The organism is Bartonella sp. CR84HXZ (genome assembly GCF_042194535.1).
Taxonomy (GTDB): domain Bacteria; phylum Pseudomonadota; class Alphaproteobacteria; order Rhizobiales; family Rhizobiaceae; genus Bartonella; species Bartonella grahamii.
In genome coordinates this window covers 1-11144 of sequence record NZ_JBHIMY010000023.1, presented here as the reverse complement: position 1 = coordinate 11144, position 11144 = coordinate 1, and the positions used below count along the sequence as shown (strand labels likewise).

The following is an 11144-nucleotide window of genomic DNA, read 5'->3' as shown; positions in this document are numbered from 1 at the left end:
ATATTTTTCCCATTTGAAAGGATGGCTTGTTAAAACCTATGTAGCTTGTTCATTGGAACAAAATAATGTATTTGACATTATCTATTGTGTAGCATATAAACTACAAATGTTTATTGTTAAAAAAACACACTATTTTACAGAGTGGTTAGACTCGTTAAAAGACAAACAAGTGCAAAAGAAAATTGCTGCACGTATTTTCCGCCTTGAATATGGGCTTCTAGGAGACGTGAAATATTTCCGTGGCATTGGTGAACTAAAAATAAATTATGGACCAGGCTATAGGATTTATTTTGTAAAACAAGGGAAACAAATCATTTTGTTATTAAATGCTGGTGATAAATCCACACAACAAAAAGATATCGAAAAAGCCCTTCAATTAGTAAAGGAAATGAAACATGGAAATTACTAAATTTGATGTAAGTGAATATTTTAATACGCCTGAAGACTTTAAGATCTTATTAGATGATGCTTTAGAAACCAAAAATAGTGGCTATATTGCACATGTATTAGGTATTATTGCGCGTAAACAAGGAATGACAACTGTTTCTCAAGAGACAGGACTAAATCGCGAGTCTCTTTATCGTTCTTTAAGCGATAAAGGTGATCCACGACTTTCTACTTTTCTTAGTGTTTTGAATGCTTTAGATTTGCAAATGAGTTTGACACCTATTCAAAAGAATTGTAAGGAGCAGACAGCTTTAGAAGAAGCATCTTAACCACCTCCCCATTTTAAGAACGGGGAGGGGAGATGTGTTTTACTTAAGCAATCTTTTTAATGAGGGGCTCTACATCTAGTTTATAACCTATCATGTATCCTCTTCATCCATATGGATGACGCCTTCGCCTTCGTCACATGCGTTTGGTGGGGCGTTTGGATCAAGGGTATCATCCTTGTCTGGTGTTGTGTTTGCAACGTTTCCAGCCGCATCTTCTTGTGATTCGTCAAAAAGTTCGCACTCTATTTTTGTGGTGTAACCGCCCGTTTTATCAAGTTTGTGCTTAACGCTCTTGATACGCCATTCTGCTGGAATATAGGGGCGGAAAGGGGGCTCTTGAACAAGCTTTGCTTCTGCTTGCACAAACGGATCACCACCGATATCACATGAGAAAGAAGACTTACCGCGTGATGATTTATTGCGATAAGCAGCAATGGCCGCAACAGCCTCTGATTGGTTATGGTAGGTATATTTGAGTTCATGAAACGGCGGATTACCAACTTTGACTTCTTTTTTTTCACCACTGCGGATATCATGATAGGTTGCGAGAACACCGCCTTTTTTCTCTTTGTCTTCTTCTTTTTTCTCAGGTGTTGTTTCTGCTTTTTCCGATTCAGATGATGGTGGTGTTGCTCTGTCATTGTCATCCATATGGATAAAGTTTTCATCATCATCAATCTCTTCTGGTTCTCGTGCATCAGCAGCGGCTTTTTGGTCGTCCCCCACATCTGTTTCTAAGCCATTGGCTGCACCTGCTTCATCTCGTGCGCTGTATTTAAAATCCCAAGAGGTGCAATGTTTCTCATGAATAACAACAATAGGGAGTGTTTCACCGGTAATGGCTTTGCCTTCACCTCGTTTGGCAAGCACAAGTTTGCCATCAACGGGCTTTGCTACCGCATCATAGTCTTCTGCAAGGCGTGTAGCAAAAGCCATATCGCTTTCAGCTGTTTGGTCAATGTGACGCACAACGATTTTTGCAAGAGAAGGATCAACCTTTGGCGTATAGCCATTACGCTCTGCTATCTCTTGAACAATACTGCCAAGGGTTTGCTGGTGATAGGATTGGCTTTTTGGGGTTCTATAAGATGTGTTCATTGATGCGGCGCGCCCTGTAACACTTAAGCTTTGTGGTGGGCTGCTTACAGAGATTTCGTCTATCAGATAGGCTCCCATCTCGCGGTTTTTCCCGCCTTCATAGCCAAGTGTTATGGAAATAACTGTCCCGATAAGAGGAATATCAAGAAAGCCGTTATCACTGTCACGCGCACGGTCATCAAGCTCTATAGTGATACGATCACTTTTGTTTTCTGCTTCATCGGTAATTTCAATTGATAAAACATAATCCATGAGCGTTTTGGTGATGTCTTCTCCATTTGCCAGAACCGTGCAAAAAGGTTTCATGATTTGCTACCCCAAATTCTGATCACTGGTGTGGCTTTCGGATAGGGGAGGGACGGCAAAACTATGGTGATTCCTGCTTTTAAAATGGGTCCATAGTCTGCAAGCCCCAAATTCGCTGCATAGACCCGTTCAACAGCAAGGGCTTGTTGACCCTTTGCATAGTATCTCCAGCAAATGACATCAACCATATCACCTTCTTTTGTTACGTAAAGATCACTCATAGGTCTTCACCATATTCTCTCAATTTTATTGTAAATTCTTGTTTTTTGGGGGTGCCATTATGATGAAAAACACTTTGCTTTTCCTCTACAGAAAGAATGACAAACTTACCTAAGATTTTGCCTTGACCAGTCACAAGAATGTGAGGTCCCATATGCGCTATTTGCCGTAAATATTCGAGCTGTCTGTGACCACCTTTGAAATCTGGATAAATCACGCCAGTTAAAGAAAATTCCGCATTTGCAACAGCAGGCTATTGAAGAGCAGCCTTTCTCCCCAATCGCCCTTGCTCCACCCATGGAACACCATAAGACATATCAAGTGTTTGGTAAGCTGCTGTTTCAATCGAAAAAATAAAACCACCCAAAGCTAACATCATGGTATTTAATCCGAAAGGCTAGAGGCTATGGCTAAACGTTGCTGTTTTGCATAGCGTTCAAGTGCTTGATTGACAGCGTCTCTGATTTCGTCCTTGAGACCATTTGGTACTGAAATATTGAGATTTGTAATGGTTACACGGGCGTCTACTTCAACGGGTTTATGAACCGTAATGGGCTTTGGAGTTTTAAAGGCACCCACTTTATTTGTTGCCTGCATTTGTCCTGTTTCGACTATGCCTGCATTAAAACCACTCTTGCGTTTTTCAGGCGGGGTGTTTGTAACCACTACTGTATCCAGCATTTTTTTTGCGCGTGCATTGGTTTCATCGGTAAAGGTTTTTATTGTTTGGGTTGAAGTTTTGTTGATTGAAACATTAAAACCTAGCTTTTTTTTCATCCAATTAGGCATCCAGCTGGTTAATTGATTAATCTGGTTGCTGAACCAATCAGACAGAGCATTCCATTGGCTTTTGATACCTTCCCACAAGCTACCAATGAGATTGGAACCTGCTTCCATTAAATCGACGCCAAACAGCCACTCAATCAATGCATTGATTTTTTTTGCAATCCAAGAGAACGGTGAAAAGTTTTTAAAGAGTGTAAAGAGGTTACTGAAAATATTACTGCATAAGTTGGCAAAAGAATTCCACAAGTTGCTTATGAAGCTCACTACCGTATCCCAATTTTTGTAGAGCAGATATCCAACTCCAACAAGGGCCAGCAATACCGCCAATGATCCAGCCGATAGGAGTGGTCATGATTGCGATACCAAGCGATATAAAAGCAGAACCAACGGCAGTTATTGCCGAAATCAGTGTCCCTACAAGAGTTAAAGCAAGACTGGCAACTGCAGAAGCAGCTGAGGCTAATGCTGAAAGCAGTGATCTTCCCAGAGTAGCAGAAAATCTAATAAAAGCTTTATCTGCTGCGATTATTTTTGAGAGCAGGGATTTTCCAAGATTTGCAGCCAGACCGGTAATTTTAGAACCAACGGAAGTGAAGGCTGAAAGCACTGGTCCTGAAAGAGCGAAAGCAAGCCTGATAAAAACTGCGCTTACTATGGCTAGTGATGTAAGCAGCCAGCCATTGATTTTGTCCCAATTTTTGTAGAGCAGATATCCAGCTTCAACAAGAGCTGCGATGCCGCCAATTAGCCAACCGATAGGTGTCGTCATTATAGTATAGCCAAGTGTGACAAACGCTGCTCCCGCTGCGGCTAATGCGGCAATGAGAGGACCAAAAATGAACGAACCAAGTGCCACAAGTCCTACCTTGAAGAGGGTTATTTCACCAATCAACGGCTTCATCCATTGAAACCAGCCTTTAATTCTCTCTATAAGATCACTGATGCTTCTTCTCAAATCAGAGGTAGGATTAAGCAAATCATTAAAGACTTTTTTTACGCTTTTAGCCCAGCTCGCAACGGTTGTTTGGATGAGGTCACGGTTTTCATCAATCAGGCGAGAAAAACCGTCAATTATGTCATTGATCACGGGCATGAAACGCGCGCCAATAAAGCTCGCGATACCGCCTATTTTTTTCTTAAAGGCTCCCATCTTGTCACTTAAGTCCGCTGCATAGCGTGCGACATCAGCACCTATCAGCCATTTTCCTTTCCGCGCTTTTGCAAACAGCTCTTTAATGGGTGCCATGCCTTGTGCAAGCATGGTCGCCATTTCTTTACCATCGCCCCCAAACAGCAGAGCGGCAATATGCTGTCTTTGTGCTTGATTTTTCATCTTACTCATCTTGTCGGTAATTTCTTCTAACAAGACAGAAGTGGATTTGAGTTTTCCAGAAGTGTTTTTGACAGAAATGCCAAGTGCTTCAAAGCCCATCAAGCCTCTTTTTTGTCCAGCATAGGCTTGTGCTGAACGCCTATTTAAAACCGCTAAGGATTGTTGAAAAAGTTCGGCAGAAGTGCCTGAATTATCGGCTGCATCACCCCATAATTGAAGTGATGCAACACTCATATTTAAATGGTGTGATGCGTGATAAAGACTATCTCCCAGATGCATGGTTTTCATGGTGAGGGCGGCTACACTTGCCACAAGACCACCACCAGCAAGCCCTAAGACACCGGTAAAGACCGAAGCACGGCTTGCCGCCACTCCAAGAGCACTTTGAACACCTTTCAAACTTGACGTCATGTTTTTGACGGCAGCAGAAAAACGCGGAATACTCAATCTATGTGAGAGTGTTTTTGACAATGTATCAAATTTTTTTTGAAGATGTTTAAGAGGTGCGGTGAGTTTGTCTTCAAGAGACAATCTCACCTTTGCATCAGCAACTTTTTCACTCATTTTGTCTTATACCTTTCTGCTGCTTGATTTCGCCAAAAGACCAATTCTTCCAGTTCCATTTCCATCATGTCTGAAAGGGACCAATGGAACACAATGGCAATATCGGCTATGAGTTTAGCGGCGGCTTCCCAGTCGAGGTGTCCCGCCGTTTGGTAAAAGACTCCAAAATCTCTCCAAGACTTGCCATGTCATTAATATCGAGTTCTCCAACCGCTTCATGTGGCCATCCAGAAAGGCGTGCAACCATAGCGATTGTTTGTTCTATGCCTTCTTTTTTATCGATTGCTTGCACATCTTTTGTTTTGGGGCGCTGTAAGGTAATTGTGGTGTGTTCTTTTCCCTCAAAAGTAACCGGTACAAGTAATTTATGTGTAATGCTTGTTTGTACTGTCATTTTTATAATCCTATGTTTTCTCTATGACCTGCTAAATCATCAACGCCATTGAATCTCCTCACCATGTTGAGGGCGTCTATCTCAACAATTTCAACGTCCTTCTGGACATATTTGAAATACTGTAATGTGAATGTTGCTGTGGATGTTGCTTTGCTCCCCGGTTGCCATTCTGCCATTTCAAAGCCTTTGCATAGTCCTCTCATGGTAATGACAACACCTTCTGCGGGTGTGCCTTGCGCTTGCATTGAACTGCGCAATGAAATGTCGACATCAGTGCGCCCCAGCAGTGTCATCAACTCTGGAGAGCAGTCAGAAATGGTCATGGTGAGAATGAGAGTTTCAAGACCAAGGTCAACTTCAATGGAGCTATCCATGCCACCCCCGCGATAGCTTTCAACAACCAAATTCAAATTCGGTAATGTTACGCTTTCACATTTTGCTTGATAGGGAATGCCGTCGACAAAAATGTTAAAATATTTCAAAACTCTTGGTAAAACGGGGATAGCCATTAAAAAATCTCCTCTAAATAATCATTCACAATGCGTGAACGGAATGTGATGTGTTCTGCTGGTGTTGTTGGTGTGAATTCGACATTGAAATAGACTCTGCCGCCTTCAATAGCGCTTGCTGTATTCAACTCTGGATCAGGCGTACAACGCCCACCAAGAATGGCGCCTTGTGCTTTTAAATCACGCAAATAGGCATTGACGCTTTCACTCACGTCACTCATGTAGGTTTTTTTGATATTGCGATCGACAGCCCATAGATGCCCGCGCAAAATGGCGTCATTAATCATATCTGCGGTTCTGACCACCGATAAGAAAGCAAATTTTGTATCACTTGAAAGGGTGCGATTCCCCCAAAGACGATAACCATTTTCGCGGATAATTGTTGTGATGTTTTGTTCGTTAAGAAGGTTAGCGCGGCTTGATCGATCACCAATGGAAAAATCAATGGGGCGCGCAGTTCCAACAATGCCATTGATCACTTTATTTGAAGGGGAATGCCAAAAACCGTGTGTAAAATCAGTTTTAGCAATGACACCTGCAACTGCTGCACTTGCTGGCTGTTCTAAGATTTTTCCATCACGATTCACCTTTACAAAAGGGTCAACTATGATGGCGCGCTTTGAATCAAAATCCTTTGCTGTGCTAAGGGCTGCTTCATCTGTTGTGTTTGGTGCATCAAGCACCACAATAGCACGCAGACGCTCTGCAATGCCAATGAGTTCTGCTGCGACGGGGTTGGCAGTTGCACCAGTTCCATTCTCTTCAATATTCACACTGGAAGGGCGTTGATGTGTAAAGCCTGGAGCGATGAGAATGCGTGGTGTTTGTCCCACAATGGACCCCGCTCCAATCAAAGCATGGACGCCTTCATAAGCGCCATTTGCATTCACACCACCTAGAACATTGGTGAGTGTTGCATTTTCATTGTCACCCTCGTTCACACGCACGACAACAACAATAGCTCCCACTTGCTTGAAAATAAGATCAAGGGCATTGGGTAGGGTACCTTGACGCTTGCCTGTTTTATCCAGTTTAGCGGCTTGTGAAAGAGAACCCGTTACCAAAACGGGTGTGTTAAGGGGAAATGCTCGGTCATCGGCATCAGGTGCTGTGCCAACAATTCCGATAACTGCCGATTGTACCGCGCGAAGAGGGCGGGTGCCGTCGTCAACCTCGACAACTTCAACACCGTGTAGAAAACCTGTTGCCATACTTTATGCTCCTTTAAATGAGGGGTGAATGAAAATGAATGGGAAAAATGAGAGGTAAAAAGCCGCTCTTGAGAACGACTTGACAAAAACTTTAAAACCGTTAGATTCATACAAAGGTGCCTAGAAAACACCTTGATAGTAAGCGGATAGATTGCCGAAACAGTCTTCTTCCGTGCATTGAATGCTTTGACTCGTTATATGCGCATAGCGTATAATAATGTTGTCGGGTGTAGTTACGCTATAAAATACCCTTATGGGGAAAGCGTAACGACGGACTTACTACCGTGTTTTCTAGCACCCGATACCCCTCTAGGGCGTCAATAGAAAAAAACTAAATAGTAAGGAGTTCATTATGAACAATCTAGTAACAATCAACAATGATGGTATTGCTGTCACAACCTCTTTAAAAATTGCCGATGGTGTGGGGAATAGCCACGCTACAGTTATAAAGCTGGTACGTCAAAACATTGAAGACTTTGAAGAATTTGGAAGGGTTGGATTTGAAATCTCACCCTTTGGGACCAAAGGCGGAAGACAGAAAAGAGTAATTGCTATTCTCAACGAACCACAAGCCACTCTACTCATGACCTATATGCGTAACAATGATACGGTGCGTGCATTCAAAAAAGCACTCGTTAAAGCTTTCTATGATTTAAAAAAACAAGCTGTCGATTATGAATTATTTTCTTATGAGTGTTTTAAAAAACCTGCTGGTGTTGGAGAAATTTTAGGATTGATGATGAGACGTTTGTTGGATGCAAATGACCTCGAAAAAGAGCTTGATCATTACAAATCAGTTACAAAAGAAGCTAAGCGAGTTTTAGCAAGCCCTGTTGTAAAAGCTGCTTAACTTTAAAAACACGATTTATCTCCTCGTCTTTGAGGCGGGGAGGTATGCGATTTTTTTCTTAACGGCTATGCTCCATTTGCACATCTGCTTTTTTACTAACTTTTAGTGTTGGAATAGAAGAGACATCAATGTCCCTCAAGGCATGCCATGTATCATAATTGGCTTGAAGCTGTAGCCAAAGGGCTGGTCCATTTCCTAACAATTTACCAATGCGAGCTGCTGTTACGGCTGTGACTGGACGTTCTCCTTTAAGGATACCGTGCAAGTGCTGGCGTGATATTTGAAGAATCCTAGCAATTTCGGTTTTGCTTGCATTTAAATGTTCTAAGGATTCAGCTAAAATTTCTCCTGGATGAGAAGGACAACGATTAGGATTACGTGTGGTCATGGATAGTTTCCTTTACAAATCTTAAAACCTTCAGTGGTATTGCTCTAGATCAACATGGTAAACGTGTCTGTCTTTAAATTCAAAAGTGATACACCAAGGACCATTGATATGAATTGTGTAGCGAGTTGGAGTAAAGCCTTTAAGCATATGAAAATTATAACCTGGTACATTGATATCACTAACTTGAGAAGCTGCGTCAAGAGTATCCAGACGGCGAATAATACGCTGATGAAGCCTGCTATCAATCTTACTTTTTCCTGTTTCCCAGAGAGATTGTAGGTCTTTATTTTTAAATGTTTTGATCATAGCAAACTCAACAACTTTATTTTAAATAAGATGTAATATATTAAGTGACAATTGTCAACAAAAATGTTACAGTTAAATATTGTTAATGGAATACTGTAGAACTAAAAGAATTTAAGAAATGAATATCAAACCAATTTGTACAGAGAGAGATTACCAAGAAGCTTTAGAAGTTGTGTCTGCAATGTTTGATAAGCAGCCAGAAGTTAATACTCCAGAATTTGATAGAATGAAAACTCTTGTTTTGTTAATTGAAGCTTATGAAACAGAACATTATCCTATTTCTTCTCCTCATCCTATTGAGGCTATTAAATTTAGAATGGAACAAATGAACTTAAGTGCTAAAGATCTGCTTCCTGTTGATTTATATCATGAATTAATAAAAGCGCGTTCTCGTGTACAATCTTTTGTTTATGCAGATGCACCGCAAAATATATTAGACGATTTAGATCGTGGTTTAGATGACATTTTGAATAGTGATCAACATGTTTAAAGCAGGGGATGTCATTATTTATCTAGTATTTCATAAAACATCGTCTCTTCAAAGTGAGGAAGAGATCAAACAGCGTGAAGTGTTGGAACTTTGCTAACATTTGTTTCGCGTTCAGCATGCCACGCATCATAATTGGCTTGCATACGTAACCATATAGCAGCTCCATCACCAAACATTTTGCCAAGACAAGCGGAAACAGCAGGAGAAACAGGCTTTTTTGCGTTCAGAATATCGTAGAGATGTTGGCGTGATATACCAAGCATCTGCGCAATTTCTGATTTTGTTTTGCCTGTTTCAGGAATAATTTCTGCTAAAACTTCTCCTGGATGAGTAGGACAACGGTTTTTATCTCTTTGTGCAGGAATGTCATTCATAACTGTATCCTTAGTGATATTGTTCAAGATCAACACGGTAAGCATTACATGAGTCAAATTCAAAGGTAATACACCATGGTCCGTTAACGTGGACAGTGTAACGAGTGGGTGAATATCCAATCAAAGAATGAAAGTTGAATCCTGGAAGATTCATATCTTCTGGTCTTTCAGAAAAATCTAAACGATCAAGACCAACCATGATACGTTTTATAAGTTTCTTATCAATCTTGGATGAATTTCCCGTTTTGAATAATTCTGCCAATGTTTTGCTTTTAAACGTTTTAATCATTCTTTTATATAGCGTAGAATACTGTTAACGTCAACAAATAGCTTACATTGTAAGTGCTAAAATGGAAAAAACAGTAACATCCCATTAGAAAGCCTTATCGTCTAGACTGTTTCTCTTTTCTCCACTCATGCGTAAAGAGAAGAATAGGTGCATGGAGGGGATAAATTTGCACGTTAATATCAATGATTTTACGACCATACCGACGGCTGTCTGATCAAATATTGCTAAAAACTCAGATCCCTTGCCGTTCTTAATAAAGTGAATACGAAGTTTAAATTCTATTGTCATTTTGCTCTCCAAATTAATGAAGAGACCATAACAATCATCACCATGCTTCATAAGACTGACACTGTCACTCAAAAAGCCCTTTAAAAGGGCTTTGAAAGAGCGATAAAAGGACTTAAAAACATATAAGCCTGCTTATAGAACAGCTATCCATTTGACTTCTGTCATATCTTGGTTACTTGTGCATCCATTTATTCTTTCCATAATCTTATAAGAACAGCGCCATCAGCTCCAGCACCACTTGGAGAAGAATCGTCATGAGCACCAGCACCGCCACCACCAAAACCACGCCCTGCTTTTCCCGAACTATAGGAACCTTTGCCTAGTCCTCCAGCGCCACCACGTGATGTATCACCTCCAGCATCGCCTCCATTCCCACTTGTTTTACTCGTAATTCCATTCGTTCCAGCATAACCATTTCCGCCTTTGGCGATTCCTAGATGTTCGTCTGTTGCTAAACCAAAATTCCCCCCGCGCCTCCAGCGCCACCAGAGCCTGAATAGTAGGAAGTCGTACTACCACCAAATCCCGAGTGAGAGATACGGACGTCAGCTCCCCCACCACCATGTCCTCCTGTAGCGGTAATAAAATTCTTTCCAACGGTTGTTGTTCCTCCAGAGTTTCCTGTCGCACCATGCTTTGCAACAGAAGTTCCTCCTTTACCAATGATGATATCCTCATGCCCGTTTAAACTGGCTTTATAGCCGTACCACACGGAACAATCTCCACCTCCTCCACCGCCGCCTAAGCAATAAGACCAAGAGCAACCACCACTACCCCCACCACCCCAAGCTTGGATCTCAACTTTAGTTTTATCCGTTACCCAATCGGGCCATTGAATTTTTCCATCCTGTGTATAGAGCAATTCAGCATCGGCAAGAGCCGGCCAATTAATGACTTTATTACTCAAAGCTTTTTTAAGATCTTTTTTGTTTCTGCTAAGATAGCTGCATCCACTTGTGATTTGGTATAAATAAGGTCACCATCCACTTTCAGCGGTCCTTTCAACATGCTTCCCGTTGCACT

General features: G+C 41.5%; 15 protein-coding genes and 2 pseudogenes. 4 read left to right on the top strand and 13 right to left on the bottom strand.

The features are described 5' to 3' along the window. Positions 1–106 precede the first annotated feature (106 nt). Both ACFIKD_RS08275 and ACFIKD_RS08270 read left to right on the top strand, forming a co-directional pair. Complete coding sequence (locus tag ACFIKD_RS08275; RefSeq protein WP_006589072.1) at positions 107–409, top strand: type II toxin-antitoxin system RelE/ParE family toxin; 303 nt, start codon at positions 107–109, stop codon at positions 407–409. Next, entirely contained in the window at positions 396–716 is a 321-nt protein-coding gene (locus ACFIKD_RS08270) for an addiction module antidote protein (RefSeq protein WP_375620577.1), read from the top strand. The genes ACFIKD_RS08275 and ACFIKD_RS08270 overlap by 14 nt, the downstream gene beginning before the upstream one ends. A 90-nt stretch (positions 717–806) precedes the next feature. On the opposite strand, the gene ACFIKD_RS08265 is transcribed toward ACFIKD_RS08270, so the two are convergent. The 8 genes and pseudogenes from ACFIKD_RS08265 to ACFIKD_RS08230 form a co-directional block, all read right to left on the bottom strand. Further along, complete coding sequence (locus tag ACFIKD_RS08265; protein ID WP_375647720.1) at positions 807–2120, bottom strand: contractile injection system protein, VgrG/Pvc8 family; 1314 nt, start codon at positions 2118–2120, stop codon at positions 807–809. Then, positions 2117–2341 carry a tail protein X gene (locus ACFIKD_RS08260; protein ID WP_375647718.1) on the bottom strand — a complete coding sequence of 75 codons (225 nt, stop codon included), beginning with the start codon at positions 2339–2341 and terminating at the stop codon, positions 2117–2119. The genes ACFIKD_RS08265 and ACFIKD_RS08260 overlap by 4 nt, the downstream gene beginning before the upstream one ends. Next, positions 2338–2718, bottom strand: a pseudogene (locus ACFIKD_RS08255) (phage tail protein). Before ACFIKD_RS08255 ends, ACFIKD_RS08260 begins: the two are co-directional and overlap by 4 nt. Positions 2719–2723: 5 nt before the next feature. Continuing rightward, a pseudogene (locus tag ACFIKD_RS08250) lies at positions 2724–5022 on the bottom strand (phage tail tape measure protein). Then, complete coding sequence (locus tag ACFIKD_RS08245; RefSeq protein WP_244395846.1) at positions 5019–5081, bottom strand: GpE family phage tail protein; 63 nt, start codon at positions 5079–5081, stop codon at positions 5019–5021. The pseudogene ACFIKD_RS08250 and the gene ACFIKD_RS08245 overlap by 4 nt, the downstream one beginning before the upstream one ends. A gap of 47 nt (positions 5082–5128) precedes the next feature. Continuing rightward, positions 5129–5416, bottom strand: a complete 288-nt coding sequence (locus ACFIKD_RS08240; RefSeq protein ID WP_375647717.1) for a phage tail assembly protein — start codon at positions 5414–5416, stop codon at positions 5129–5131. A gap of 2 nt (positions 5417–5418) precedes the next feature. Continuing rightward, entirely contained in the window at positions 5419–5925 is a 507-nt protein-coding gene (locus ACFIKD_RS08235; protein ID WP_375645124.1) for a phage major tail tube protein, read from the bottom strand. Then, complete coding sequence (locus ACFIKD_RS08230; protein ID WP_375647716.1) at positions 5925–7136, bottom strand: phage tail sheath subtilisin-like domain-containing protein; 1212 nt, start codon at positions 7134–7136, stop codon at positions 5925–5927. The genes ACFIKD_RS08235 and ACFIKD_RS08230 overlap by 1 nt, the downstream gene beginning before the upstream one ends. Before the next feature lie 352 nt (positions 7137–7488). Here ACFIKD_RS08230 and ACFIKD_RS08225 point away from each other — a divergent pair, with 352 nt between their 5' ends. After that, a complete protein-coding gene (locus tag ACFIKD_RS08225) occupies positions 7489–7986 on the top strand; it encodes a Rha family transcriptional regulator (protein ID WP_375647714.1) in 498 nt (165 codons plus the stop codon). Between the two features lie 58 nt (positions 7987–8044). Here the strand turns inward: ACFIKD_RS08225 and ACFIKD_RS08220 are convergent, their stop codons facing one another. Together ACFIKD_RS08220 and ACFIKD_RS08215 are read right to left on the bottom strand one after the other, a co-directional pair. Next, positions 8045–8374 (bottom strand): HigA family addiction module antitoxin, encoded by a 330-nt coding sequence (locus tag ACFIKD_RS08220; RefSeq protein WP_375620551.1) that lies wholly within the window; start codon positions 8372–8374, stop codon positions 8045–8047. 30 nt (positions 8375–8404) lie between these two features. After that, on the bottom strand, positions 8405–8680 hold the full coding sequence (locus tag ACFIKD_RS08215) for a type II toxin-antitoxin system RelE/ParE family toxin (protein WP_375620552.1): 276 nt from the start codon (positions 8678–8680) through the stop codon (positions 8405–8407). A 118-nt stretch (positions 8681–8798) separates the two neighbouring features. Here ACFIKD_RS08215 and ACFIKD_RS08210 point away from each other — a divergent pair, with 118 nt between their 5' ends. Further along, complete coding sequence (locus tag ACFIKD_RS08210; protein WP_375620553.1) at positions 8799–9170, top strand: type II toxin-antitoxin system HigA family antitoxin; 372 nt, start codon at positions 8799–8801, stop codon at positions 9168–9170. A gap of 65 nt (positions 9171–9235) precedes the next feature. Here ACFIKD_RS08210 and ACFIKD_RS08205 read toward each other — a convergent pair whose 3' ends face one another. The 3 genes from ACFIKD_RS08205 to ACFIKD_RS08195 form a co-directional block, all read right to left on the bottom strand. Further along, positions 9236–9544: a HigA family addiction module antitoxin gene (locus tag ACFIKD_RS08205; RefSeq protein ID WP_004856867.1), complete on the bottom strand. Its 309-nt coding sequence runs from the start codon at positions 9542–9544 to the stop codon at positions 9236–9238. 10 nt (positions 9545–9554) lie between these two features. Beyond that, entirely contained in the window at positions 9555–9833 is a 279-nt protein-coding gene (locus ACFIKD_RS08200; RefSeq protein ID WP_375647712.1) for a type II toxin-antitoxin system RelE/ParE family toxin, read from the bottom strand. 739 nt (positions 9834–10572) lie between these two features. Beyond that, positions 10573–11028, bottom strand: a complete 456-nt coding sequence (locus ACFIKD_RS08195) for a hypothetical protein (protein ID WP_375647711.1) — start codon at positions 11026–11028, stop codon at positions 10573–10575. Between the last annotated feature and the right edge of the window lie 116 nt (positions 11029–11144).

Excerpts from the sequence above, each read along its gene's own strand:
- ACFIKD_RS08215 (WP_375620552.1), bottom strand. The coding sequence starts at position 8,680 with ATGATCAAAACATTTAAAAATAAAGACCTACAATCTCTCTGGGAAACA.
- ACFIKD_RS08225 (WP_375647714.1), top strand. The coding sequence starts at position 7,489 with ATGAACAATCTAGTAACAATCAACAATGATGGTATTGCTGTCACAACC.
- ACFIKD_RS08220 (WP_375620551.1), bottom strand. The coding sequence starts at position 8,374 with ATGACCACACGTAATCCTAATCGTTGTCCTTCTCATCCAGGAGAAATT.
- ACFIKD_RS08205 (WP_004856867.1), bottom strand. The coding sequence starts at position 9,544 with ATGAATGACATTCCTGCACAAAGAGATAAAAACCGTTGTCCTACTCAT.
- ACFIKD_RS08275 (WP_006589072.1), top strand. The coding sequence starts at position 107 with ATGTTTATTGTTAAAAAAACACACTATTTTACAGAGTGGTTAGACTCG.
- ACFIKD_RS08270 (WP_375620577.1), top strand. The coding sequence starts at position 396 with ATGGAAATTACTAAATTTGATGTAAGTGAATATTTTAATACGCCTGAA.
- ACFIKD_RS08230 (WP_375647716.1), bottom strand. The coding sequence starts at position 7,136 with ATGGCAACAGGTTTTCTACACGGTGTTGAAGTTGTCGAGGTTGACGAC.
- ACFIKD_RS08200 (WP_375647712.1), bottom strand. The coding sequence starts at position 9,833 with ATGATTAAAACGTTTAAAAGCAAAACATTGGCAGAATTATTCAAAACG.
- ACFIKD_RS08210 (WP_375620553.1), top strand. The coding sequence starts at position 8,799 with ATGAATATCAAACCAATTTGTACAGAGAGAGATTACCAAGAAGCTTTA.
- ACFIKD_RS08260 (WP_375647718.1), bottom strand. The coding sequence starts at position 2,341 with ATGAGTGATCTTTACGTAACAAAAGAAGGTGATATGGTTGATGTCATT.
- ACFIKD_RS08240 (WP_375647717.1), bottom strand. The coding sequence starts at position 5,416 with ATGACAGTACAAACAAGCATTACACATAAATTACTTGTACCGGTTACT.
- ACFIKD_RS08265 (WP_375647720.1), bottom strand. The coding sequence starts at position 2,120 with ATGAAACCTTTTTGCACGGTTCTGGCAAATGGAGAAGACATCACCAAA.
- ACFIKD_RS08235 (WP_375645124.1), bottom strand. The coding sequence starts at position 5,925 with ATGGCTATCCCCGTTTTACCAAGAGTTTTGAAATATTTTAACATTTTT.